The sequence below is a fragment of the Streptomyces sp. 142MFCol3.1 genome, assembly GCF_000424945.1.
Classification (GTDB): Bacteria; Actinomycetota; Actinomycetes; order Streptomycetales; family Streptomycetaceae; genus Streptomyces; species Streptomyces siamensis.
The window spans coordinates 1-25398 of the sequence record NZ_AUKV01000052.1; the positions used below are offsets into that span (position 1 = coordinate 1).

Below are 25398 nucleotides of genomic sequence, written 5' to 3' on the forward strand. Positions count from 1 at the left end.
CGGAGTCACTGCCCGGTGGGTGCAGCCGCCACCAGTGGTGCGGCATTCAGCAGGGCGGTTGCCGCGGCTCGGGCGGTCGTTGCCGCGGAGGGGTCGCGGTCCAAGCGTGCGGACTGTTCCGCCCCGTCGTACAACTGGAGGAGTTGGCGGCCCAGCGTCTCGGGGTCGGTGTACCCGGACGCGGCGGCCAGTTCGGTGAGCAGGTCGCGCAGCCATGCGCGGTAGTCGTCGGCCACCTTGCGGATGGCGCTGTCCTGGTTCGCTTCGGCGGACGCCCGCGCGAAGGCGCAGCCGTTGAACTGAGGATCTGTGAATACCTCGCCCAGCGCGTCAAAGACGCCGAGCAGCTGCTCGCGCGGAGTGCGGAAACGAGTCAGGGTGCGGGCGATCTGCTCCTTCCTGCGCTCGAAGCGGCGTTCGAGGTAGGCGCAGACAAGGCCTTCCTTGTTCCCGAATGCTTTGTACAGCGACGCCTTGGCCACCCCAGCATGTTCGATCACGCGATCGATGCCGACGGTCTGCACGCCTTCACCGTAGAAGAGCTCATTGGCCGCATCGAGCAGCCGCTCGCGCGTCAACGCCCTGGCTTCGATCTTGGTCACCATGACCATCCCCCTATCTTAGACAGACCTGTTCACCCTAACACGAAAATAGATCCGATAGACAGACTTGTTCACCATACCGGGAAGGGAAGTCATCCCTTTGAGGCCTGCGCTGCTGGCACCGCCTCGGCGCGGGGAGCTGCTTGCTGAATGGCCAGCCCCCGGTGCGAGCGACGGCTGCTGCGCACGAGTCCCGCCAGGGCTGCGAGGGCCAGCACGATGACAGTGATGCCGTATTCCAGGGAGGTCCGCACCAAGCCGCCGCCGTGCACGACCAGCACGCCGGCGATCACGGCCGGGACACCCAGGCCGACGTAGCACACCACGTACAAGAAGGAAAGGATGCCGGCGCGCTCATGCGGCTCCACCTGCGGCACAACCAGCCTTATGCCGCCCTGGAACCCGCTGCCGAAACCGAATCCGGATATCGCAGAGCCTGCGAAAAACCCGACCGCGGACGAGCTGCCGCCACTGCCCGAAGCGATGGACAGCAAGGTGATCACAACGCCGACGATCAGTGTGCCGATACTGATCAGCATCATGGTCCGCGTTCCGGCGCTGCGCAGCGTCACCACGGCCAGACCAGCGAAGCCCGCGACGATGAACAGGGGCATGCCTCCCCACACCGCGGAGGAGGAGTGCACCAGGGTCCGCGTAATGGCCGGCCCCAGCGCCCCGTACAGGCCATTGAGCGCCCACACCGCGAACATGACGGGCGCGGCAATCGCCACCGAGGCCCGCGCCGACCTGGGCAGCTTGAACTCCGGAACCATGCTGGCCAGCGCGCCCGGCTTGCGGCTCACCGTCTCCTTCACGGCGAGAACGGCCAGCACCTGCAGAACGAAGACACCGAGCAGCACCGCATAGATGAGACGGGTGGGCGCTGGCAGGTACTGCACGACCAGGCTGGCAGTCAGGACACCTCCCATCGTTCCCACCAACGGCGTGAAGGAGTTCAGGAATCCGCCCTTGCGCACGTCGATGTCGAGCATTCCGGCACCAAGCGCACCGACCCCGGCACCCGTACTTAGCCCTTGCAGGACACGGGCAGCGAGCAAAGCACCTACATCGCCGGCCGTGATGAACACGATCATGGCCAGCGCCTGCACGATCAGGGCCGTTACGAGGATCGGGCGCCGTCCGACATGGTCGGAGACTTTCCCGAAGAAGAGGAGTGAGGAGAGTACGGCTATCGCATACACGCCGAAGACGACAGTGATGGTGATGGGTGAGAAACCCCAGTGCTGCTGGTAAATGGCGTAGAGAGGGGTCGGTGCGCTGGAGGAGGCCAGAAGTGAAGTAGTGATGGAGGCCAGCACGCCCAGCGAGGCTTTAGGCCCCAGACCCAGGACTCGGCGTCCTGGAGCCGCGTGCATGGGGGGCCGCTTGATCGAAACGTCTCGGGAGGCGGGGCCGGGCATAAATGATCACTTTCCCTGAAACAAAACGGACCTCGGCATCGTAGACAGACCTGTCTGTAAAGTGCAACGCCGCTGGTCTAGGGAGAGGGAACTACGTCACTCGTGACATCCAAACCACAACGCAGCATGATGTCGCGCGGCGCCGCTCAGGGCGGCGGGGGGCGAGGACGTCATCCAGGGCCCGGGCGATGGTGCCGAGATCGTCGAAGCCGCGCGGACCCCGGTCACAAGATTGCAGAAGGGGCCGCTACTCATGAGCTGATCTTCCGGTGGTCGTCGGGCGGGGGGCGACGTGGTCAGCGCGGTCCGTCGCGGCCGGGAGGGCAAGACCAATGCGGCCTGCGCCGGTCGGGCTGAGGGGACGAAGCGGCGAGGTCGGCGGCGGCCGGTTTCTGCGCGTCGTCATGGTCGACGCCGCTGGACGGGCAAGCCCCGCCGAGGGAGTTCCGGCCGCTGTGCCACATCAGACCGCCTTCACGCCAGCACCCGATCCGGGCCTGGCGCTGTCTCACCGGAGCACACCGCCCCACCCAGCACCCACGGGTCGAAGACTCCCGGGCCGGTGCAGCCATAGAGCGAACACGGCTTACGCAGTTCAATGCGACGGAACAATGTGTACAGGGGGTGCGTCGTGAGGTCGTCGAGCCGTACATGGACAGCAGCATCTCCAGGGCGCTGCGCGCCTCGTCCAGCGCCCGCAGGGCGGCACCCACCTTCTTGTGCGGTACACCCTCAGGCCCGCTGCTCGGGTACAGGTCGAAGTGGGAAGCGCCTCGGTGAGGCCAGGGGGTGATGGGCGTGGTTGACGCCAGCAGCGGCCCATCGGGAGCTCACACAGTCTCACCACGAGAGGCTGCACCGCGGGTCCATTCGGGCAGGGCACCAGTAGATTCTGCGGCCGGACCGGGCTCCGGAGCCGGGGCTGGTGTGGTCTGGTTCGCGCCACGTCGCGCAGGAGATCAAATAGCCTGTTTTCATTGGTAGTTACGGGAAGACGGACCCATTGCGAAGAGCCGTCGCCGGAGGGAGTGGGCGAATGACCTGAGCCTCGGTCCGAGGTGGTCGATGATCCGGTCCGCCGCCCATTTAGACACCCCGAACTGCGGGGCGAGCTGACGCATGGCCACGTTCGTGCGCCAGTACGCGGCCACCAGCAGGGCCCGGCCCTCTAGCGGGAGGCTCCACGGCCGGCCCTTGCGGTCCACATTCGCACCTTCACGTCGCAGCACGGTCACCAGCTTCCCGAAGGCGCGAGGGCTCGGCCCGGAGAACGGGGCTATCCAGGAAGATTCCGACGCCGTGATCACACCAGCCATACCAAGGTCGTTTCATGGGGTGACCGGTGGCTCGGCCCACCTCTCAGCTGCCGCTCAGCGGAGACGTCCACGCGGGGTCGTGCCAGGGTCTCCTTGCGAGGTGAGCCAGCAGATGCTCCGCCGCGGTGGACGCAGTGTCTTGAGGCGCGCCAATTGTGGTCAGGGCGGCGATAAGCCTTGCCGATGCTGTTTCCGGCACGTCCAGGTCTGTGAGGAGGGGAAGCAGTAGTAGGAAGCGGGTGGCTGTGCCCTGGACGCCTTCGTCCGCAAGCGACGGGCTGTCAGCGATCCGGATCAGTTCGTGCCATGTCAGCCCAGCGCCCGAGAAGTCTCCGTCCCAGCTGGCGATCTGCTCGGCGTAGCTTCTGCCTAGATGGGTGAGGAGGTAGTCGGTGCCGTAATCGCCATCCAGGTTGCGGTAGATCACCACGGCTCCAGGGCCGCCTTCTGCCGGCACCCTGAACACCGGCCAGTGCTCAGGATCGAAGAGGACCTCGGACAGGGCATCGACGTCGGCGCCGTCCTCACCGAACCACTCCGGAACCGGGCGCTCGACACACCCCCCGTCGCTGCACATCGCCAGGAGGTAGTTCGACCAGAAGCCCGGGTGGCCCAGCAGTGACTCGCCCGGCACCAACGGGCCGACGTCGTATCCCTTAATCAGCACCCCTCGATCCTGTCACCAGCCACTGACACGATCCGATCCAGGATCGGCAACGGGGCGCCGTCCAGTTACGGGACAGCTCTTAGCATGGTTAAAGGGGCGGCCGTTGGTCTCTTCTCGCGTGAGTTGAAATGGGTTTCGGAGCTCAGGCCACCTGTCGCATTCCTGTCATATTGGTCATGCTGAGCACTTAGAGACTACATGCCCTTGAAAAGCGCGCCGCCGCTTGGTTATTCTGGAAAATTTCTACCACAGGCGGCCAGGGCTTCGAATGGTGACTCAAGAGCAGCGCCGGCCAGAGTTACGCGATACGAGACGCGCAATGGAGGACCTTCACTTACCAGGCGTACGACAAGTCCAGCGTCAACAAGTTCAGCGAGCCGGTTGGCAAGCATGCGCTCACTAATGCCCGGGATGGCGCGCCGAACGTCAGAGAAGTTCTTCTCCTGATAAAAAAGCGCTGCCAAGATCAATCCGGTCCAGCGCTTTCCCAGTATCTGAAATACGCGAATTAGACCCTTGTCGACGTGGGGGCTCATCTCCGCCGGATCTTCGCCTATTTTTCTCAGAGTCGGACCTTGCGGAGGCCCGACCATGTCGGAAATCGACTGCAATTTTGGGTCCTGTCGGAAGGTTCGCATGGAAGGAAATTGACTGTCTTGTGATGGACCAACTTTAGGTATCTTCTTGGTGCATTGAAGCAACCCGGCTGAAGAAGCCCTGCTGAGGAATCTGCTGCTGTACCGCCTGAGCTGCCCAGGTCGGTGCAGCAGCAGATTGAGTGCCTGATGCGCCCCGGTTCCGATACCGGGTCGCACTCAGCTAGCTCGCGAGACCCGCAGCGAGTTCCTGCAATCGTTCGGCGGTGCCGTTGCGGCGGGCTCGCCATAGGCCGTACTTGGCCATCAGGCCATTCGAGACCGTCAGCAGCGTCTTGTACGGCGGTGCGGCCAGGCCCTTGGCGGTGTGGGGTGCGTAGAGCGCGCCTTCATCGGTTACCGTCAGCCAGCCGGTGAGGGTGCGCATGCCCAGTCCGATGCACTGCGGCTGGAAAGCGTGGGCAAGGAACCCTGCTCTGCGCCCTCCGAGTGGCAGCAGTCCCGGAGGGACATCTAGATGCAGCCCTGAGCTGTCATGTCCGATGACCTTGACCGGGAGAATGACGGGGAATCCGTCAGCGCCACGGTAGGCGAGCATCCGGTGCGGCAGTGCTGCAATCCTCCGTGCGACGTCGGCCACGTCGACGCGCGGATCAGTTCCGTTTCTCGGCGGTCTCTGCTCGGCAGGCATCTCTGGCCACGCGGTACCGGTGATCGATGTTTCGCCGCGGGCCGCCAGGTCGGGCCAGACGGCAACGCGCTCGATGTCGACGTCGACGAAGACGCGTTCTTGGTGGTACTCGCGCAGCAACCAGTCCCATACCGGTCCTCGCTTGGTCTTCCCAAGGAACGGCTCGGAAGCCTTCATCATCTGGGTGAGGCGATCCGGCGAGGGGCGCAGGTCAACCGAGGCAATGCCCTGCGCAAGTACGTAGGAGTCGGTGGCGGCGTATCCGTGTTCACGCGTGTGATAAGCGAGTGACACATGCGGATCTCGCAGGATGCGTTCCAGCTTCTTCGGGAAGCCGAGCGAGGTGGTGAAACCGACGCGGCCCGCTTCCCGGTCTCCGAGGCCTACTGGCGATACGGTCGCGATCACTGCGCCGCCGGCCGGGGTGACGTAGGAGACCGCGATGGTCAAGTCGCCCCTGATCACCGTCTCTGCCGCGTCAGGCCACCTGACGACGGCGGAGTTCACGACACGCCACCCCGAAGGACCCTCAGGTCTTCCGCTGCCTGCCGACGCATTGCCGGGATGAGGGGCAGGACTTGCTCGGGCAGGGCCGAAAGCATCAGCTCAACCTCGGCAGGTGTACCGACCTCGTCGAGGAAGCCGATCATGAGGTGGCCGGCCACGGGCGGCGTGGTGGCGATTACACGCTGGGAGAAGTCCTGCCACTCCTGCGGGCTGATGTGGTCCAGGAGCGCCGGGAAGAGGATGGGCTCTTCGTGGGTCAGGTGGCTGTGCACCGTGTCCCTCACCGCGCGGGCCGCCTCGTGAAGTATGACTCGCACTTCATCGCTTGCGGTGCCGTCGCTGACCAAAACGGCAGACAGGCGGTCGAGGGCCTCGTCCAGTTGCTCGTGTTCCCCACTGAGCTCATCGAGTTCGTGTGATATGGCCGGTGCCGCCGCGATGATCCGCGGCCACAGGTCATGGTCCTCGGTCTCGTGGTGATGGCGCAGGTTTGCGACGAGGAAGTCGCGCAGCTGCTCAAGGGCGTCCAGAGGCACCGAAGGGCGAACGGCCGCCTCTGTCAGCAGGTTAGAGGCCACGCGGTGGACGCCGTGGGCCAGCCGGGTCTCGATGACCGCCGTGGGCTCATGGAGGTTGTTCGTCGTCATGAAATGAACCATATTCATTAGATGCATCTATTGTCAATAAAGTTACTTAACGTGAATGAGATACACTGTGTCGGTGAAGAGCCGGAAATACCACTCCCCCCGCCGCAGCCACTCCGCAGCCGCCACGCGTGAGGCCATCCTGAGCAGCGCGTACGCCCTTTTCATGGCCCGCGGGTACGCCGGGGTGACCATCGGGGAGATCGCAGAAGCAGGGAAGGTCGCCGTGCCGACCGTGTACAGCAGCGTGGGAAACAAGCCGAGCATCCTGACAGCGTTGCTCGAGCCAGCTCTCACAGACCCCACTGCGGCCAACACCCTGGCCGCAGTCGAGGCCAGCGACGACCCGATCGCTGTGATCGAGCTGACCGCCGAGGGAACCCGACTCACTCACGAACGACACTGGGAACTCGTATACGGGCTCTTCTATCGGGATCCGCCCGGTGAACCCGCCGTCAAGGCGGTTCTGGAGAGGGGGGCGGGCGATTACGTCCAACGCCTCACGGGTGTAGCCGACCGACTTGTGACGCTCCGTGCGCTCCGCGCCGATGTCAGCCGTGCGGACGCAATCGACCTGCTGTGGTTCTACCTCGGCCCGCATGCCTGGATGACGCTGGTCGGCGAACGTGGCTGGTCATTCGACCGCGCGCAGGCTTGGATCTCACGCTCAGCTTGTCAGGCTCTGCTCAGGGATACCTGAGCCTTTCCGCGGATGTCTGGTCATCCTGCAGCGCCAAGGACAACGACGCGTTTGCGGATTCCCAGAGCATATGCGGCGGCAGCGTATACGGCCCCATGCGGCCGGCACCGTCGGGAGAGCTTCTGTCAGGGGCCGTGCAGCGGCCTTCTGTCTGGGTCTTGAGGGGATGACGACATGGTCGTCATCCCCTATTGAAACGGCTGACCTCCCGCTCCCGCCTCGCGCCGCCTCCTGCTCCCCAGTCGGCAACAAGGGAGGTGCGTCACTGAGTAAGAGCTGCCAGCTCGCGCCATTCAGACAGCGGCGTGGGAGAACCCCCGCCGAGGACGTGCAAACACACGTGGTCGGCTCCGGCATCGTGGTGGGCCCGGACACGATTGCCGATGGCTTCGACGTCGCCCCAGGCTACAACGCTGTCGATGAGCCGGTCGCTGCCGCCGTCGGCCGCTTGCGGTTGTTGATCAGCTTGCCGCCGTCGAAGCCCCGGCTGTCGGATCCGACCACGGCGTCCGCCTCGACCGACTGGGAGTCGATCACGCCGGCGCTCGGTTCCGGATTCCGCCTGGCCTGCTCACGGACCTGGCGGCGGAGGCGGTCGTGTAACTCGCGGACCAGGCCGTGGTCGCGCCAACGTCGGAAGAACGCGTAGACCCGGTCCCACGGCGGGAAGTCGACCGGCATGGCCCGCTACTTCGTGCCGTTGTCGACCAGGTGGCGGATCGCGTCCAGGAGCGCTCGGTGACAGTACGCCTCCGGCTGGCCGTCTCGGCCCTGAAGCCAGCGCGGCACCGGCAGCAACGGCCGGACTGCCACCCACTCGGCGTCGGTCACGTCGGCGGCGACGGTGGGGATCCGAGCGAGAGTCCTCGGGCAAGTCAACGTCCAGCCATGCCTCGAGGTCCGCCACCTCGGCGGCGGTCAGAGCCGCATCGAGGGCAAAGCCGTGCGCCCTCGCCCCGCGGCGCCGGGTGCTAAACACCTTGTCGCCGCCTGGCGCTGCGGCCAGAGCCAGAACCCGATCGCGCACCCCGGTCCAGTCAGTCACGGCGTCCGACCCTACCGGCGCCCCAGGCGCTCAGCCTGCCTGGGTCGGCGACACCGACGACGAACGGAAGCGCCGCCGTCGAACTGCCGCGTCGGCTGCCGCGATTGGCCCGTCACGGGTCTAGCTCTCGGCCGACAACCGCAGTAAGCCGCAGCCAAGATCGATCACGGGCTCCCGCCATGACCCTGTACACGTGCATGCACCATCCGTACAGGGAGCTCACATACGGATGGTGCACAGCGACTTGAGTTGATCGCCTGCTGCAGGCCGCCTGTCCAACAATGGTCATCTCAGCCGAGACACGTCGGCCGGGGCGCCATGTCACCAGCCCCGGCCGCCGAGCCTGTGACCACACACCGAAGGCCGTCCCGACACTCGCCTCTTGACGCGAAGCCAGGTGGATTCTTCAGGTCGGCCACGAGGTGAAACGCCTCCTTGCTCCACGTGGCATTTCACCTCGGAGCCAAGAGACCGGGAGCGAACCAGATGAACCCTCCGGCCTGCTCGCAGGGCCGGCCTCCCATCCCTTGACGCCTTCGGGCGTGCGCTTTCAGGAACGTGCACTTTACGCAGCTCCGGGGTCAGGGCTTGGCTGAATAGACGACGCCGGCGAGGTTATGGGCTGCGGAACCCCACACCTGGTCGTACACCGAGGTGTCACCGCCGAGTGTGTAGAGGAAGAAGGATGTGGTGATTCCCTGAGTGAGTTTCTGCTGCGCCGCCCGGGTGATGGTGCCGCTGTCGCAGCCGAATCCGGAGCTGTCCTCGAAGCCGCAGTGGAACCCGCCGGTGATGACACGGAGCTGTGTGGGGGCCGGTTTGGCGTTGTACATCTTCTGCTGGTTGTCGGCCACACCGGCGATGGTGTCGGCGCTGCCGCCCACGTACTGAGCCGGAACGCTCAGTGTCCCGGAGGCCGTCACTGCTGAAGGGTTGGTCTCCGCTGCAGCCAGCGTCGAGACGCTTCTGACGGCAGGATTGCGGCTGGCGGCGATGAGAGCGGCGCCGCCGCCCATCGAGTGGCCGGACACTCCGAGCCGACCGGTGTTGACAGCGCCCGCGAACCGAGAGCCGTTGGTGGTGTTCTGCGCGGTGAGCCAGGTCAGTGCGGCGTTGAGGTCGTCGGCGAATGTCGAATGGCTGGGGAACAGGCCGCCCTGCGACTTGGGCGCAACCGTAATGAAGCCCCAGGAAGCGTAGTGCTTGAGCAGGCTCTCGTACTGGTTGATGCCTTGGAAGAAACCGTGGCCGAAGGCGAGAGCCGGGTGAGCGCCCGGCGCGACGGGTGCATTGGCTCCGGCCGAGGTGCCCGGGTACCAGACACGTGCGCTGAAGGAGCGCCCGGATGCGGAGACGGTCAGATCGGAGTAGGCCACGGCGAAGGACCCTGTGGTGGAAGGGTCCGTGGCTGCCGCTGTGGCTGCTGCCGAATGCGCACCGGCAGCCGGCGCCATCGTGAATGCCGCTACCGCTGTCAGTAGCAGCGCGGTCAATGCCCTCAGGACATGACGTAACACCAGATCACCTTCTCTTGGTCGAGGAACGGTGACTGTCGAGTCAGAGCAGTTCGACTCCAGCACCGTTGCCAGAATGTCGAGTTGCACCTGCGTGACGCCGTGGTTCCAGGCTCCGTGTGCCGTCAAACCCAAGTCCTTGTGGTGAGAGCGGCACGAGGCCCGGCTTGCCAGGCGACGGCTTCGGTTCATCGCGTACTGCGCATGCATTTCACGTGGGCGGAGTTTCGCGGCTGTTGCGCGTCGGCGCTCTCGTCGGATGGTGATCAGGCGCCAAAGCTCAGACTGAAGTCCCGGAGGGCTAGGCTGAGCAGTGGCGGACGGCGCGCTAGCTGATTCAGGGGGCTGTCCGCAGGGGCCGTCCATCGAGCCCGTGCAAGCGTCAGAGCCGTCTTGCTGGACACCTGACTGGTCTTGAGTCGCCCGTCGAGAGTCTGCGTCACCTTATAGCTGAGGGGCCAGCGGCCGGGCAGGCTCCGGCTCTGGCTGAACTTGCTCATGGCCAGCGCGCGTCCTCCGGCTTCGGCAGTAAGGCAGAGGTCGCGAGTCCGCTCGACGTCGAAGACGGCCAATTCCTTGGGTATGCCCCACAGGGCGCGGCCGCCGGCCATGGAGGCCTCGTTGTCGACCCAGATGTCAGTGATGCAGGCACGAAGTCGCGCGCGGTCCCGCACGAGGACGGCACGCAAGAGCTCGTTGTAGTGCAGGACACTGTCGTGTTCGTAAACAACCCAGGCCGCGCCCACCACGCCGCGGCCGAAGACGGTCACGGGCCGGGTGCCGGCGGCTACTGAGGGCAGTCTGTGGCGCGGCTCGAGCCACAGCGACAGGTACATCTGCCCGGCGAGGTGCCAGGGCTGCTCCGGGTAGGGAGTCATTCAGAGACCTTCTTTGGGGGGTGGCAGGCGCAGGGCGCCAGGAGCGGTGTCCGGGACCACGGGATGGTGTGGTGGGACGGGCGGAACACTGCGGTATGGCCGCCCGGGCTGGGGTCGGGGGTCGGTTTCGTCCTTGTTGGGCCACAGGGCGGTCGCACGCTCGGCAAGGGCGGTGATGGTGAGGGACGGATTGACTCCGAGATTGGCGGAGATCGTGGAGCCGTCGATGACGTGCAGATCGGGATAGTTGTGCAGACGGTGATAGGGGTCGACGACGCCGGTTCGAGAACTGTCGCCTATGGTGCAGCCGCCGATCAGGTGACCGGTGGTGGGGATGTTGAAGAGATCGCCCCATGTGCCGCAGGGCTGGCCTCCGATGCGGGCGGCAGCAGCGCGGGCGGCGCGGTGTCCAGTCGGTATCCAAGCAGGATTCGGGGCGCCTTCACCGGGCCGACTGGTGAGCCGACGCCGTCCGGTCCAAGTCCGGCGCAGGTAGGTTGTCACCGAGTTGTCGAGGCTTTGCATGACGAGCAGTACAACCGATTGCTGCGACCAGCGGCGTGGGGTGTGCAGGGCGGGCAGGTGTCGTACGTTGCGTGCCATGGCGGCGAGCCCGAGGAGCAGCCGCGAGCGTCCGGGTACGGGGTCGACGAGAAGGGCGGCAAGTAGTGCCAGCAGGTTGCTGCCGCGCCCGTAGCGCACGGGTTCGACGTGGGTAGTGGAGTCGAGGTGAATGGAAGAAGTGATAGCAACACCGTGCGTGTAGTCGGCGTCACGGCTTTTGGCACGAACGCCGAGGACGGCTTCCGAGTTGGTGCGCGTCAGTCGGCCCAGGCGGGTCGACAGATTGGGGAGCGAGCCGTCATGGCGGAGTTTGTGGAGCAGCTTTTGGGTGCCCAGTGCTCCCGCCGCGAAGACGACGTGTCGTGCACGCAGGGTCTGTCGGCGTCGGCGCAGGGCGGTGCCAGTGCGCACTGAGGTGACGTTCCAGCCTTCACCGCTTCTGGCGACGCCGGTCACTGTGCGGCGTTCGAGCACGGTGGCGCCGGCCCGCTCGGCTAAGCCGAGGTAGTTCTTGGGCAGGGTGTTTTTCGCGTTGTGGCGGCAGCCGGTCATGCAGGCGCCGCAGTTGATGCAGGCGTTGCGGGTCGGGCCGGCGCCACCGAAGTACGGGTCGGGGAAGGTGTCGTCGGACTTGGTGTCGGCGGGGCCGAAGTGGACACCGACCGGGGCGGCTCGGAAAGTGTCTTCGCACCCCAGGTCGCGGGCAGTTTCCTTCAACAGATGGTCGGCCGCGGTGAAGATCGGGTTGGGGGTGACGCCGAGCATGCGGCGGGCCTGTGCGTAGTAGGGGGCGAGTTCGCGTCGCCAGTCTGTCAGCACGGCCCAGGCCGATTTCTCGTAGAAGGCAGCGGGAGGCTCATAGAGAGTGTTGGCATAGCCAAGTGACCCTCCGCCGACGCCGGCGCCGCTGAGGACAAGGACGTTGCCTAGGAGCGAGAGGCGCAGTATCCCGGTGCATCCCAAGCGCGGGGCGAAGAGATAGTTCTTGATGTGCCAGGAAGTCTGAGGGAAGTCCCGGTCGGCGAACCGGCGTCCGGATTCGAGTACACCGACGCGGTACCCCTTCTCGGTGAGCCGCAACGCGGTGACGCTTCCGCCGAAACCCGAGCCGATCACGAGAACGTCGTAGTCGAAGGCGGTCACGGCTCCTCTTTCGGAACGAAGTCGGCTAGCAGAGGTGTGACGATTCGCTCGAGGTTCTCCCGGCGGACCTGCGGATGCTTGCCTGAAAGGGGTATGGGACCGTCCAGTCCTGGTGCGTGCGGAAGCAGCGCGAGGTGCGGCAGCAGCACGAGCAGGAGAGACAGCAGAGCTTCCAGGTCTGCGTCTTTTCGCAGGTCACCTGCTTCGACGGCGCGTTGCAGCAGGGGGCGCAATCCGGCGAGGTAGATCTCGTTCACGGGCACACGGACCGCGTCGCGGACGGCCGGATCCATTTCCATGTTGGTGGCTGCGGTGACCCCACGCTCCAGGGGGTGCGTGGCGAAGTAGGCAAGCCAGGCTTCCAGCGCCTCTACCAAGTGGACGCGGAAGGCGCTGGTGCCGTCGTATCCGTCCAGCCAGGGCTGCATGTGCGCATAGATGCGAAACGAGGTCTGTTCCGCAACGTAGGTGAAGAGATCGAGTTTTCCGGAGAAGTACTGAAACAGCGAGCCTTTCGCTACCCCGGCCTCGCGGGCGATCACGTTCAGGCTTCCGGTGGAATACCCATGCGTTCCGAACTCGTCCATGGCGGCGACCAGGACGCGTTCGCGTCGGTCCGGCGGTAGCCGGTTCCAGGTGGTGGTAGGCATGCGCGCTCCTGAGCGTGACCGGACGGTCATGTGACCGCCCGGTCATCGTGGAGCCGGAACAGTCGCGTGTCAACGGTGCTTGCAGAAAGGGCTGTTGATACTTCCGGCCCGGCCCAGGAGGCCGAGCGCCGCCCCATTGACACCGCAGGACATGCGCACCACTCTGTGACCACCCGGTCACATGACCATCTGGTCACAGGCAGAGGAGTCGCCATGCAAAAGGTGTGCGTGATCGGAGCGGGCTCCTCGGGGATCGCCGCCTGCCAGGTTCTCGCCGAGCGAGGCATCCCCTACGACTGCTTCGAGCTCGGATCCCAGGTCGGCGGCAACTGGCGGTACATGAATGACAACGGCCGCTCATCCGCCTACCGTTCGCTGCACATCAACACCTCGCGCCAGATGATGGAGTACGCGTGCTACCCCATGAGGAAGGATTATCCGGACTATCCCGGCCACGCTCAGATTGCCCAGTACTTCGATGCCTTCGTGGACCACTTCGCATTACGCGATGCCATCCGCTTCCGCACCGAAGTCATCGACGTCTCCCCCACTCCCATTGGACAGTGGACGGTGACTGCCCGACACTGCGACTCGCGGCTGGAAACGGAACAGGTCTACCACGCCGTGCTCGTCGCCAACGGGCACCACTGGAAACCCCGTTGGCCGCATCCACACATCGAGGGAGCGGCCGATTTCGCGGGCACGCAGATCCATTCACACGACTACCGGGTCCCTGAGCCCTTCACCGGCCTGCGCGTCTTGGTCGTTGGGATCGGAAACTCCGCCTGCGACATCGCCGTGGAAACCTCACGTGTGACCCAGCGAACCATTCTGTCCATGCGCCGCGGAGCACACATCCTGCCCAAATACCTGTTCGGCACTCCCACGGACCATCTCACCAACTCCTGGCTGGCCAGAGCCCCCCTCTCCCTTCAGGACCGCGGCCTGCAACTACTGCTGCGGCTGAGCCGCGGCCGGCTCTCCGATTTCGGGCTTCCCAGACCCACCCACCGCGTCCTCGCCGCTCACCCCACCATCTCGGACGACCTGCTGTCCCGGCTCGGACACGGGGACATCGCCGTCAAGCCCGCCCCTCAGCGCCTCGAAGCCGACGGCGTGGTGTTCGAAGACGGCAGCACGGAGCAGATCGACGCGATCATCTACGGCACCGGGTACGACATCGCCTTCCCGTTCTTGAAACCCGAGCTGATCGACGTCACGGAGAACAACCTCAGCCTCTATCGCCGCGTCGCGGCACCCGATCATCCCGGCCTGTACTTCATCGGACTCGTCCAGCCTCTCGGTGCGATCATGCCGCTGGCGGAAGCGCAGGCGCACTGGGTAGCCGACCTGCTCCAGCACAAGTGCACCCTGCCCACCCGGTCGCGGATGCTGGACGAGATCCGCTCGTACCGCGCCCGCCAGACCCGCCGCTACGTCGCCTCAGCCAGGCACACCATTCAGGTGGACGCCCGGACATACGCGAGAGAACTGGCCAAGGAGCGCAGGCATGGTGGGAAGCGGGCACGCGAGCGCACCCCATGCTGACGCCTCAAGAACCCGCTCACCTTGCGAGGCTCGCCAGTCACACCCGCTCACGTAGCGGGCGCTTCTACGCACGATGAATCTGCCTTCCGGGCGGGATTTTATCCATTTCCGCCATCGCGGCGCCGTATCTGCCGCTTATGTGCGACGGGGCAGTCTGTTGCAGAGATTTCCGCACACCTGCATCTGCCTCTTGGGGTGACTCGGATACTGGTCGCAGATCTTGCAGAAGCAGGGCTGGTCAGCGTGCACGATCCTCAGACCACCGCTTTCGACGGCGGGCCGGATTTCGAGCTCCTCAACAGAGTCCTCAGTGGCCTGCGCGCACTCTGAAGGAGACCGCTCGCCAGGAGCGCACGCAGGATCACCAGTCGAAGAGGGAACGTTCTCGCCCGACGCACGCAGCTCCAGGGGGCACCGCGGCGTACAAACAGACGCGGTTTTCGGCAGCTCGGCCTCCAACGTGCGGCGGGCACGCGAGCCGCACTGCTCCACCGCGAGAAGTCAGCCGTCGCCATCGGATTCATCACCCGCCGGCCTGGTCAGACGAGCCATACCGTCGCCTTGCCGACGGGTCGTTCGGTTGGCTACACCCGGCGCAGTCGTATCAGTGCGCTTGCATAGTCCCCGCCCGGTAGTTCAGGAACCGGGAGCCCGAATCCGGCCAGGGTTGCCCCGGACCACTCTGCGCCGCTGTCCTCGTCGCGGTACCGGGCGTCGTGGACTAGACCGCGCAGCCGCAATGGAGGGTGAATGCACCCGAAAGCCGTACTGGGCCGCGAGACAAGCACCGCGGTGCGTTCCGCGTCTGCTCCGACGTACTGAACCGCTGTCACCGGCGATTGGTTTGGATCCGACAAGCGGTACTGCCGGCCGTGCTGGATGACCGGGCGGATGTCCTTGTACAGCGCGATCAGTCGGGTCGCCTCTTCCATTTCCTGCGGTGTCCAGTGAGCCAGATCACCTCCGATTCCCAGTACGCCGGCCATGGCTGAATGGAAGCGGAAGGCGAGCGGGACGCGCCTGCCCGTCAGAGGGTTGGGACTGTCGGTCACCCAGGCCGACATGACGGTGGACGGGTAGACCTGGCTGAAGCCGTGCTGAATCGTCAGACGGTCCACCGCATCGGTGTTGTCCGAGGTCCACGCCTGATCGGTGTGTCTGAGGATCCCCAGGTCAACTCGTCCTCCCCCACCCGCACAGGTCTCGATGCGCAGGTCAGGAAAATCGGTCCGCAGCCGGTCGAGCAGCAGGTAGAGGCCCCGGGCGTGCTCAACGTACACCTTCCGTGCGCTGCTGCCGCCGGCGTGCACGCCTGCCTCGGTAAAGGACCGGTTGAAGTCCCATTTGAGGAAGTCCACCGTATTGTCGACGACCAGCTCACGGAGCCACTCGTAGGCCCAGTCGGTCACATCCGGCCGGGAGAAGTCCAGGACGAGTTGGTGGCGTAGCTCGGTGGCGGTGCGATCGGGCAGGTGCAGAACCCAGTCGGGATGCTTGCGGTACAGGTCGCTGTCGGGGTTGACCATCTCCGGCTCCACCCACACACCGAACCCCATGCCGAGCTGATGCACCTGGTCGGCCAGCGGACGCAGCCCCCGCGGGAAGCGCTGGGAGTGCGGAGTCCAGTCGCCCAGGCCTGCGCGGTCATCATCACGGGCGCCGAACCACCCGTCGTCAACGACGAAAAGCTCCACTCCCAAAGCCGCGGCGCGACGCGCCAGCTCCAGCTGGTTCTCCTCGTCGACTGCGAACGAGGTTGCTTCCCAGGAGTTGTACAGCACAGGCCGCAGCTCATCGCCGTGCGACAGAACGTGATGACGGACATGGGCATGGAAGGCCCGGCTGACACCGCCAAAGCCGTCAGCGCTGTAGGCCGCCACGCTGATCGGTGTGACATAGCGCTGCCCGGGCGCCAGAGTGATCTCGACTCCTTCGTGCCCCTCGGAAGCCACGACACCCGCACGTCCGGCGGCGGTGCGCTGAACCGTCAGACGCCAGCTGCCGCTGGTCGCCAGTGTCGCAGCCCAGACCTCGCCGTGCTCTTCGTCGGCCTGGCCTCCGTCGAGCATCACCCATGGATTGGTGTGATGGCCGGTGTGTCCGCGTCGGCTGCTCAAGGTGGTTTCCCCGACCGGCAGTTCGGATCGCTCCAGGCGGTGCTCTGCAGACCATCCTCCGTTGACCGAGGACATGCGCCAGCGCGGTCTGAGCGGCATGGGCCAGTGGGCAGAGGCGTACCGGAGGAGGAGGACTGGTTCCTGCCGGTTCTCACCGGTGTGGACGAGCTCCGTCCAGCGCTCGAGGACGTCGCCATGAGCGGGAACGCGGTAGTGCAACTCCCAGGCGAGAGGACGGTTCCTGTCACGCAGTGAGACGACCACGTGTCCTTCTCCAGCGACTCGGATACCCGCCGTCTGCGGTTCGAGAGGACTGCTGCCGTCATCGAACCTGATGTCCAGCGCCGGGACTGCGAACCGCGCACCGCCGTCGACTGGATACTCCTCCACTCCGTCGTAGCGTCCGGCGAAACTGTTGTCGTGGTCGGCCCACACCGGCAGCGCTGCCGCATCGGTCAGCGGCAGCGGAGCACCCCAGTACACGTGATGGACGGAGCCCGCCGCAGTGTCCAGGCGCAGGACGTAGCACGAGGCGGCGGTCCGCAACAGCACAGTTCCGCTGGTCTCGTCGATCTCCACGGCCTCAGGGCGCGGTGAAGACATGTGGGCAGGCATGAGGACACTCCTCAAATGAACAGGTGCGAATCAAAGAGGCAGGAGGCATAGAGGTGCACAGTCACCGCTGCTGGTCGGGCTGTGGCTCGCGGATGACGGCTACGCCTCCGGCGGGGATCTCTGTGGTGGAGCCGTACCCGGTGGCGTCGAGGAGGTCGACGCCTTCGACCGGGACCTTGACGCTGTCGTCGGTGTGGTTGACGAGGAAGAGGTAGGAGGCGTCCGGGCCGCTACGGCGTACCGCCTCGATACCCTCCGGCACCTCTGCTGCAGCCCGAAGGCCGGCTTCGAGACTGATGTGCCGCACCAGGTCCCGCAGGGTAGTGACCGACGGACGGGTGGCCACATACCAGCTCGTCCCTTCCCCGAATGCATGTCGGGTAACGACGGGCCCGCCACAGGCAGGCCCTCCGTCCGGTGTGTCGGCGAAGTGCAGGATCGGGGTACATCCGCGCGGCTCGACGCGTTCGGCCCACAGTGCGGCGGTCGAGCCGTCGCTGAGCTGGATCGTGTCGCCGTCGCGCAGTGGCAGATACTCGTCGATGTGGAGACCGAGGACCTCGCGCAGCACACCGGGGTAACCCCCCAGGTGTACGCGGTCGTGAGCATCGACGACGCCGCTGAAGCAACCGACCGCGAGGTGTCCGCCGCCGCTCACGTATCGGGTCAGAGCGTCCGCGTGTTCCTCGGAGAGCAGATAGAGGTTGGGGGCAAGGACGGCTTTATAGCGTGTCAGGTCGCTTCCGGGCGCGACAACGTCGCACGTGATGTTCAGGGTCCAGAGCGCCTCGTACCAGTCGCGGACCATGTCCAGGTAGCGCATCTGAACGGAGGGCCGGGCTTCCAGTTCCAGCGCCCACCAGCTGTGCCAGTCGAAGATGAGAGCGACATCGGCTTCGACACGTGTGCCAGTCACCTCGCCGAGGATTGTCAGGTCGGCGCCCAGTTTGCACACCTCGTCCCAGACCCGGCTGTTGGTACCGGCGTGTGGAAGCATCGCCGAATGCCACTTTTCGGCACCGGCCCTGGACTGTCGCCACTGGAAGAACATGATGCCGTCCGCGCCCCTGGCCAGGTGCGCGAGACTGTTGCGGCGCATTTCTCCGGGCCGCTTGGCCACGTTGATGGGCTGCCAGTTGACCGCGGAGGTTGAGTGCTCCATGAGCAGCCAGGGTCGGCCGGCCGCCATACCCCGGGCGAGGTCGGCGTTCAGAGCGAGGTCGATATGCCCGTCAGGGTCGGCGGCTGGAAGGTAGTGGTCCAGGGAGACGAGGTCGCACTCGGCGGCAAAGGCGTGGGCATCGACCTTCTTCTCCAGTGTTCCCAGGTGGTTGGTGGTCAGCGGGATGCCGGGGGCGATGCGACGCAGCAGCGCTGCCTCGGCCCGGTAGCGGGCCAGCAGTGCGTCCGACGAGAAGCGCCGGTAGTCCAGGTCCTGCCCGGGGTTGCGGAAGGCGGTGGTGTCGCGGGGCGGATCGATCTCCTGCCAGTCACCGTATCGCTGGCCCCAAAAGTCAGTGCCCCAGGCATCATTGAGGGCGTCCAGGCTGATGTATCGGCCACGGAGCCAGGTGCGGAAGGCCGCGGCACTGATGTCGCAGTAGCACAGGGCGTTGTGGTTGCCGAACTCGTTGTGGACGTGCAGCAGGACCACGGCAGGGTGGTCCGCGTACCGGGTCGCCAGTTCGGTGACGATGGCGTCGGCGGCTTCGGCGTAGGCGGGGTTGCTGGGGCAGAAGACCTGACGGCTGCCGTGGGCCAGCCGGTTTCCGGAGACGGTGACCGGGCGGGCGTCCGGGTGCAGGCGTGTGAACCACGGCGGCGGGGCTGCGGTGGGCGTGGCAAGGTCGACGGATATGCCGTGGTCGTGCAGCAGGTCGAGCACCTCGTCGAGCAGGCTCCAATCGAAGACGCCGGGCTGGGGCTGAAGCCGTGACCAGGAGAACACGCCGACGGTGACGAGGTTGACCCCCGCCTGCTGCATGAGACGGACGTCCTCGCGCCACACCTCCTTCGGCCACTGTTCGGGGTTGTAGTCGCCGCCATAGGCGATGGAGCCCAGGTGGCGGGTGATGGCGGTCAGGGGGTGGGTCATGACTTGACGGCTCCGGCGGCGAGTCCGGCGCGCCAGTAGCGCTGCAGGAGAAGGAAGGTGAGAACGATGGGTATGACGGAGACCAGGGCTCCCACGATGGTGAGCGTCTGCAGCTGGGGCAGGCGGCTGGTCTGCGACTGCCAGGTGAACAGGCCCAGTGTGACGGGGTACAGGTCGTCGTCCTGCAGCATGATCAGGGGCAGCAGGAAGTTGTTCCAGATGACGACGAACTGGAAGAGGAAGACGGTCACCAGGGCCGGGGCCATCAGGCGCAGGGCGATCGTGCGGAAGATGCGGAACTCTCCGGCGCCGTCCATGCGGGCGGCTTCGATGACCTCGTCCGGCACGGAGGCGGTGGCGAAGATCCGGGAGAGGTAGACACCGAAGGGGCTGACGATGCTCGGCAGGAACACCGACCAGAAGGTGTTGGTCGCGTTCACCTTGGCGAAAAGCAGGAACAGGGGCAGTGCAAGGGCAGTGGCGGGGACAAGGACGCCGCCGAGGACTACGGAGAAGACTGCCTCACGTCCCTTGAAGCTGTACTTCGCCAGGGCATAGCCGGCCGCGGCCGCCAGTGCAGTGGCAATGGCCGCGCCCGCGCCGGCATAGAGCAGGCTGTTGAGCAGCCACCGCGCGAAGACGCCGTCCTGTTGCTCGAACAGGGCGCTCAGGTTGTCGCCGAGATGCCAGTGGGAAGGCAGTAGCCCGGGGGTCGAGATGAGGTCGCCCTGGCTCTTGGTCGAGGAGATGAGCAGCCAGTAGACAGGCAGCAGCATGTAACAGGCAGCCAGGACCATGAAGGCGACTGCGGCGATGACAGGTATCCGGCCGGGCGCGCCTCGGCGTCGCTGAGCCGGGGCGTGGGCCCCGTCGGTACGGGTGAGGATGCTCATCCCTGCCTCCTGGAGGTGAAGCGCAAAAAGGCGAACGACAGCAGGAACGTCACCACGGCGAGCAGCACTGACAGAGCTGCTGCCTCGCTGTAGTTGTCGCCGGATGCGAGTGAGTAGGCCGCCAGGTTGGGCGTGTAGGTACTGGTCACGCTGGTGGAGATGGAACGGAAGACCTGCGGTTCGGTGAACAGCTGGAAGGTGCCGATGATGGAGAACACCCCGGTGAGCACCAGTGCGGGCCGGATCAACGGAATCTTGATCCGGGTGGCGATGGTCCAGCCGGTGGCGCCGTCGACGCGCGCCGCTTCCTCGATATCGGCGGGCAGAGCCTGAAGTGCCGAGTACAGGATGAGCATGTTGTAGCCGGTGTACGTCCAGGTGACGACATTGCCGATGGAGAACAGGATGAGGTGCGAGCCGAGCAGGTCGACCTGCGTCCCTGCCGACTTCATGAGGTCCACGACCGGTGAGAGGCGGGGATCGTAGAGGAAGGCCCACATCAGGGCCGCCACGACGCCCGGGATGCCATAGGGGACGAAGTAGACGAGCCGGAAGAAGCGCTTGAGCCGGGCCACGGTGGAATCCAGCAGGAGCGCAAGGACCAGTGCGAGCAGCAGCATCACGGGGATCTGCACCACCGCGAAGAGGCCGACGCGCAGGACGCTGTCACTGAAGAAGGGTTCGCGTACGACGGCGGCGTACTGCTCGAATCCCGCGAACACCGAGTGGGTCTGCCCGAAGGTGCCTCCTGTGCGTTCGGTCTTGTGCAGGCTCTGCCAGAAGGCATATCCGACGGGGACCAAGGTGAACAGCACGAACGGGATGAGGAAGGGGACGAGGAACGCGTAGGGGGCCAGGGCCTGGCGCGCCGGCTTGCGGCGTGTCCTGGGCGGGGCGGTGATGGTTGTCACGGAAGGGCCTTCGGCAGTGATGCCGTCCCCGCCGCGCGGGCGGCGGGGACGCTTGGGGTGGGAGGGCGACCGGCTAGTTCGTCACGTCGAGCGACTGCTTGCGCAGCGAGCTCACGCTCTGCGACTGGGTCTGCTTCAGCACATCGGCGAGCGTGCCCTTGCCGCCGACGGCGCCGGCCGTACCGTCACTGATGTATCGGTAGGTGTCCGTCATCGTCGGCCCCCAAGTGAAGCCGTTGTCGACGTTGTTCGAGGCCTGGGCGAAGACATCGAAGATCTTCTGCTTGCCGTAGAAGTCGACCGGCTTCTTGAGCACCGGCAGGTCCAGGCCGGCCTTGGCCGCCGGGTACAGGCCGCCCTCGCGGTTTAGGATCTCCAGCGCCTTCGGGTCGGTGTTGAGCCACAGCGCGAACTGGGCCGCTTCGGCGGGGTGCTTACTGCCGGAGAGCACCGCGGTGGTCGAGCCGCCCCAGTTGCCCGCCTGCTGGTCACCCGCGTTCCACTGCGGCATGGGTGCCACGGCCCACTTGCCCGCCGTCGACTTGGCGTTGTCCCGGATGGTGCTGTAGCCCCAGGCGGCGCTGATCCACGTGACGACCTCGCCGTCGTTCCACGACTTGTAGAGCGCGGGCGAGAAGCCCTGCAGGTCGGTGGCGACGAGCTTGTCGTCGATCAGCTTCTGCCAGTACTCAGCAACCTGGCGGCTCTCGGGTCGGTCGACCGTGACCTTCCAGGAGTCACCGTTGCGCTGGAACATGGTGGCCTTGTTCTGCCACAGCAGACCGGTGAACCAGTTGGGGTCTGTCTGCGAGTAGTGCGTGATGTAGTGGCCCGCCTTCTTGAGCTTGGCGGCATCCGCCGCGTACTCGTCCCACGTGGTGGGGGCCTTCAGGCCGAGCTTGTCGAAGATGTCCTTGCGGTAGAACAGCGCCATAGGTCCGGTGTCCTGGGGAACTGCCCAGATGCCGTCCTTGCCGCCCGCTCCGAATCCGACCTGGGACCACGTCCAGTCGACGAACTTGTCCTGGGCCGCGTCCACTCCGGAACACTTGGAGATGTCGCGCAGGCCGTTCTTGAGCCGGAAGCTTGCAAGCGAGTCGTACTCGATCTGGCCCAGGTCAGGGGCCTTGCCTGCCTTCAAAGCGTTCGACATGTTCTGGTAGGTGCCCGTGTTGCCCGACGGCGTGTTCTTGAGCTTCACCTGAACCTTGGGGTGCTGACTGTTCCACAGATCCACCGCCTTCTGCATACCGGGAACCCAGGACCAGTACTGCAGCGTCACCTTGCCGGAAGACGGCTTGCAGGACGTGCCGGCAGCGCCGTCGTCCTTACCGCCGTCACTGCTGCTGCAGCCCGTCACCGCCGTGAGGGCCAAGACCGCCGCGCCGATTGTGCAGCTCCGGACCAGGTATGAGGTGCGATCACGCATCGCCATGAGGTTGCTCCTTGCAACGATGTCCGCTCCGACGAAGCGGTGGGCGCAACCTTCACAACAAGAATCCACAGAAGTCAACAGCTTCGACAAGAGAATCGTGATTTGAGCCCGCTTCGTGACCAGCTAAACGGGCTCCCGAGGGACTACCTCCATCTACTTGACCTGCATCTTTAGCCATCCGTCGCGCCGCCTGCCGGGGTCAGTCTCGCCAGACGGAATCGATTACGCTACGGTGGTGCGGCACCATGTGAGCAAGACGACAGATGGTGCAAACGGTGAGTCTCGAGCCTTCATGTGGCCTCTGCCGCAGCGGATACCTTTGGCGCTGCGGTTACGGGAGCACATCTCACACTGAGCTGCTCGGGGGTCAGGGGACGGCTTGGCGCCGCAGCATCGCTGACAGCGGCGCGGAATCTGGGGGATCTGGTGTGTTCCAAGCAGGGAGTGCCGAGGGCTGGGATCGGCTCGGTACAGCCACCCTGGAGGCGCGGCACCGACACCACGACCTTGCGCTCCGGCCCAGTGGCAGTTGCGGAGTTCGTGTGCGTCGACACGTTGCCGGGAGAGTTCCTCCCCCAACCTGTGTGGGCCACGTCCTTAGCGACACACCTCGTCGGAGGACTTGGCCGGAACGGCCGCTCACCTGAACCTGCCCGGCGGATCATTGAAACGGAATGACCGAGGTGGCCGCGCGTTTCGTAACGGCGGGCCCGGGCGCCGCGCTGCACCGTATGCCGACCAGGCGCTGCGACATGATGGGACCATGAAGTTTCTCGCGGAGGCGGCCTCCGGATCGTAGACGGGCGGGCCGAGCGCGCGTCAGGGCCGTACCGGACCTGTCTGAACCGTAGCCGCACAAGAAGGCCGAAACCGGCTGGTGCCGACTGCCGGTCGAAGGAGGGCTGTTCACCGAGATCGGTTCTCGCAGATTCCTACTCTCGCTCGCAGTCGAAGGAAACACCCCCGACGAATGGGCAGCAAGCTTGGGACCACGGCACCAGTACCTGCCGACAGAACCTGCATCGTTCGCAGGTCCGAATGAGGGGCGAGCGGAGCGATAGACGAGCTCGGCCCGGCGGTATGCCGGGAACGCGAGGCGACCAGGAAGCAGTCTGACTGATCGCCTTCGCAGCCGGACAACAAGCGATGTCGCTGTGCCGGTGCCGGGAAAGAGACCCTTGCCGGCCGGGGGAAAAGGGTCAGACGGAGGCCCTCGCAACGAATTCCGCCCTCACCTGGACAGTCCGGTGCACGCTCCGTCCGTCGAGCCGCTCCTTGAGCAGCTGAGCGGCCGCTCGTCCCACTTGCTCGGCGGGATAGCGAATGGTGGTCAACTGTGGCCGCACGAGCGAGGCGAAAGCGGCGTCGTCGTGCCCCACCAGCGCCACGTCTCCAGGTATGTCGATGCCCAGCTCACGGGCCTTGTCCATGGCACCAACAGCAATCACGTCATTGGCGCAGAAGACAGCGTCGGGCCGATAGCGCCGACCCATCAGCTCTGCGAATCCGGCAGCTCCTGCTTCCCGCGTGTGCTCACCTCGCACCACGAGCTCGCGCGGCAAGGCAGTGCCGAACTGGCGAGCGAGAGTTCGCAACAGCTCCAGACGCGGATCACCACCGGTCGCATCGCGAGGGCCGGCGATCATCGCGATGCGACGCCGCCGGGCCGCTGTCACGCGCTCCAATGCCTGCCGGGTGGCTGCCCGCGCTTCAGGCGTCACCAGATCGACCGGCCCAAAAGACACATCGGCACTGACGACGACGGGGATACCGGAATTCATCACCGGTTCCATGTCTCTGGCCAAGAGGCGGAACGGAGTGATCACGACACCCGCGAAACGCTGCTGTACGGCCTCAGCCAGCAGGGCCCGCTCCTCGTCGCGGCGCGCTCCTGTGTTGCAGACCACGACATGCATGCCCAGGCCGCGCAGCTCCTCTTGGAGTGTCGCTGCCAGCTGCGCGAAGAAGGGGTTGGCGATGTCGGGCACAATCAGCGCGACCAGGCTCGAGCGCCCCGTCCGCAAACTGCGCGCGGCCGAGTTGACGGTGAACCCCAGCTCGGCGACAGCTGCTTCTACCGCGGCGCGCGTTGCCGGAGCGACGGACCGCTTGCCGGACAACACGTAGGAGACCGTGGCGGAAGAAACACCAGCAGCGCGTGCGACGTCTGCCATAGTGACCCGCTCTTGCACCGCCCACACTCCCTTCGAGCCGTCACCCTACTCCACGAGCTGATCTTCGCTGGAAGCGCTCCCATCCAGCGGACGGGCGCGCTCGCATGCCCCTGAGGTCGGCATTCAATCACTGGTACGTTTCAAAAGCACTTCCCGCGATGGGCCAGGCAGGGCCCACGCCACCACGCCCGCAGGCAGGACGGCCGGGCAACACGCATCTTCAGCACCGCTTGGCAGCAGCAAGACCGCTACCGATGGCCGCAGCCAGGGACGCAGTGATCGCCGCGCTCACGCTTCCGTACAGCAACGGCCCCACCGAGGGCGTCACCACCAAAAACAAGCGGATCGCGCGCCAGATACACGGACAAGCAGGCTTCACCCGACTTCGCCACCGCATCGCATCCTCCTCGGGTGGCGGCGCACTCCGTCACCACCGAATGTGAGCCAGGGCCGTTAAATTGGTATACCCGGAACAAAGCGGACCGCTCTACCATCACCCGGGCCATCGGTGAGGTACGAACCTTGCGCGCCGAGCGAGGCTGCACCGTCAGCCGCGACGTGCGGCCGCGTGCTCAGGCCGAGGCCATCGACCATCCCGGCGCAAGCGGGAAGACCGGAAACATCGACGACACCGCGATCCGGGTCCGCCGGGGCGCCGCCGGACGCAAGGTG

21 protein-coding genes and 1 pseudogene are annotated in these 25398 nt (G+C 65.6%); 3 read left to right on the forward strand and 19 right to left on the reverse strand.

Going from position 1 to position 25398, the window contains the following annotated elements; translation table 11 throughout:
• Nucleotides 1–5: 5 nt before the first annotated feature.
• From H305_RS0140845 to H305_RS0140870, 7 genes and pseudogenes are all read right to left on the reverse strand, one after another.
• Nucleotides 6–611, reverse strand: a complete 606-nt coding sequence (locus tag H305_RS0140845) for a TetR/AcrR family transcriptional regulator (protein ID WP_234021413.1) — start codon at nucleotides 609–611, stop codon at nucleotides 6–8.
• Nucleotides 612–694: 83 nt separating this feature from the next.
• Nucleotides 695–1921, reverse strand: a complete 1227-nt coding sequence (locus H305_RS48585) for an MFS transporter (RefSeq protein ID WP_234021414.1) — start codon at nucleotides 1919–1921, stop codon at nucleotides 695–697.
• 1145 nt (nucleotides 1922–3066) lie between these two features.
• Nucleotides 3067–3339, reverse strand: a pseudogene (locus H305_RS48590) (helix-turn-helix domain-containing protein); the annotation flags it as partial.
• 43 nt (nucleotides 3340–3382) lie between these two features.
• Nucleotides 3383–4006, reverse strand: a complete 624-nt coding sequence (locus H305_RS0140860; protein ID WP_028805545.1) for a hypothetical protein — start codon at nucleotides 4004–4006, stop codon at nucleotides 3383–3385.
• A gap of 227 nt (nucleotides 4007–4233) precedes the next feature.
• Nucleotides 4234–4542 (reverse strand): winged helix-turn-helix transcriptional regulator, encoded by a 309-nt coding sequence (locus tag H305_RS51725; RefSeq protein WP_078629498.1) that lies wholly within the window; start codon nucleotides 4540–4542, stop codon nucleotides 4234–4236.
• Nucleotides 4543–4825: 283 nt separating this feature from the next.
• A complete protein-coding gene (locus H305_RS0140865; protein ID WP_199791532.1) occupies nucleotides 4826–5743 on the reverse strand; it encodes a hypothetical protein in 918 nt (305 codons plus the stop codon).
• 53 nt (nucleotides 5744–5796) lie between these two features.
• Entirely contained in the window at nucleotides 5797–6447 is a 651-nt protein-coding gene (locus tag H305_RS0140870; RefSeq protein WP_234021415.1) for a hemerythrin domain-containing protein, read from the reverse strand.
• Nucleotides 6448–6520: 73 nt separating this feature from the next.
• On the opposite strand from H305_RS0140870, the gene H305_RS0140875 reads away from it, so the two are divergent.
• Nucleotides 6521–7144, forward strand: a complete 624-nt coding sequence (locus H305_RS0140875) for a TetR/AcrR family transcriptional regulator (protein ID WP_028805548.1) — start codon at nucleotides 6521–6523, stop codon at nucleotides 7142–7144.
• A gap of 405 nt (nucleotides 7145–7549) precedes the next feature.
• Here H305_RS0140875 and H305_RS53050 read toward each other — a convergent pair whose 3' ends face one another.
• The 6 genes from H305_RS53050 to H305_RS0140900 form a co-directional block, all read right to left on the reverse strand.
• Nucleotides 7550–7825: a transposase gene (locus tag H305_RS53050; RefSeq protein WP_107440206.1), complete on the reverse strand. Its 276-nt coding sequence runs from the start codon at nucleotides 7823–7825 to the stop codon at nucleotides 7550–7552.
• Between the two features lie 6 nt (nucleotides 7826–7831).
• A complete protein-coding gene (locus H305_RS53055; protein ID WP_158690671.1) occupies nucleotides 7832–7975 on the reverse strand; it encodes a transposase in 144 nt (47 codons plus the stop codon).
• Between the two features lie 795 nt (nucleotides 7976–8770).
• Nucleotides 8771–9832, reverse strand: a complete 1062-nt coding sequence (locus tag H305_RS0140885) for an alpha/beta hydrolase family protein (protein WP_234021416.1) — start codon at nucleotides 9830–9832, stop codon at nucleotides 8771–8773.
• A 137-nt stretch (nucleotides 9833–9969) separates the two neighbouring features.
• Nucleotides 9970–10581 (reverse strand): acetoacetate decarboxylase family protein, encoded by a 612-nt coding sequence (locus H305_RS0140890; protein WP_028805550.1) that lies wholly within the window; start codon nucleotides 10579–10581, stop codon nucleotides 9970–9972.
• Entirely contained in the window at nucleotides 10582–12288 is a 1707-nt protein-coding gene (locus H305_RS0140895) for a GMC family oxidoreductase (RefSeq protein ID WP_028805551.1), read from the reverse strand.
• Nucleotides 12285–12938, reverse strand: a complete 654-nt coding sequence (locus H305_RS0140900; RefSeq protein WP_028805552.1) for a TetR/AcrR family transcriptional regulator — start codon at nucleotides 12936–12938, stop codon at nucleotides 12285–12287. Before H305_RS0140900 ends, H305_RS0140895 begins: the two co-directional genes overlap by 4 nt.
• A 213-nt stretch (nucleotides 12939–13151) precedes the next feature.
• Here H305_RS0140900 and H305_RS48600 point away from each other — a divergent pair, with 213 nt between their 5' ends.
• Nucleotides 13152–14486 (forward strand): flavin-containing monooxygenase, encoded by a 1335-nt coding sequence (locus H305_RS48600; protein WP_037766995.1) that lies wholly within the window; start codon nucleotides 13152–13154, stop codon nucleotides 14484–14486.
• 21 nt (nucleotides 14487–14507) lie between these two features.
• On the forward strand, nucleotides 14508–14816 hold the full coding sequence (locus H305_RS51740) for a DUF742 domain-containing protein (RefSeq protein WP_078629499.1): 309 nt from the start codon (nucleotides 14508–14510) through the stop codon (nucleotides 14814–14816).
• A gap of 254 nt (nucleotides 14817–15070) precedes the next feature.
• Here H305_RS51740 and H305_RS0140910 read toward each other — a convergent pair whose 3' ends face one another.
• The 6 genes from H305_RS0140910 to H305_RS0140935 all read right to left on the reverse strand — a co-directional run bounded on the left by H305_RS0140910 (nucleotide 15071) and on the right by H305_RS0140935 (nucleotide 24726).
• The gene (locus tag H305_RS0140910; protein ID WP_028805553.1) at nucleotides 15071–17182 is read right to left on the reverse strand and encodes an alpha-galactosidase; all 2112 of its coding nucleotides are present in this window, start codon (nucleotides 17180–17182) and stop codon (nucleotides 15071–15073) included.
• A gap of 97 nt (nucleotides 17183–17279) precedes the next feature.
• Nucleotides 17280–19313 carry a beta-galactosidase gene (locus H305_RS0140915; protein ID WP_037767002.1) on the reverse strand — a complete coding sequence of 678 codons (2034 nt, stop codon included), beginning with the start codon at nucleotides 19311–19313 and terminating at the stop codon, nucleotides 17280–17282.
• Complete coding sequence (locus tag H305_RS0140920) at nucleotides 19310–20206, reverse strand: carbohydrate ABC transporter permease (RefSeq protein ID WP_028805555.1); 897 nt, start codon at nucleotides 20204–20206, stop codon at nucleotides 19310–19312. The genes H305_RS0140915 and H305_RS0140920 overlap by 4 nt, the downstream gene beginning before the upstream one ends.
• On the reverse strand, nucleotides 20203–21117 hold the full coding sequence (locus tag H305_RS0140925) for a carbohydrate ABC transporter permease (RefSeq protein WP_234021417.1): 915 nt from the start codon (nucleotides 21115–21117) through the stop codon (nucleotides 20203–20205). The genes H305_RS0140920 and H305_RS0140925 overlap by 4 nt, the downstream gene beginning before the upstream one ends.
• Before the next feature lie 73 nt (nucleotides 21118–21190).
• Nucleotides 21191–22552 (reverse strand): ABC transporter substrate-binding protein, encoded by a 1362-nt coding sequence (locus tag H305_RS0140930; RefSeq protein ID WP_037767009.1) that lies wholly within the window; start codon nucleotides 22550–22552, stop codon nucleotides 21191–21193.
• Nucleotides 22553–23751: 1199 nt separating this feature from the next.
• Nucleotides 23752–24726: a LacI family DNA-binding transcriptional regulator gene (locus tag H305_RS0140935; protein WP_028805558.1), complete on the reverse strand. Its 975-nt coding sequence runs from the start codon at nucleotides 24724–24726 to the stop codon at nucleotides 23752–23754.
• Nucleotides 24727–25398: the final 672 nt, after the last annotated feature.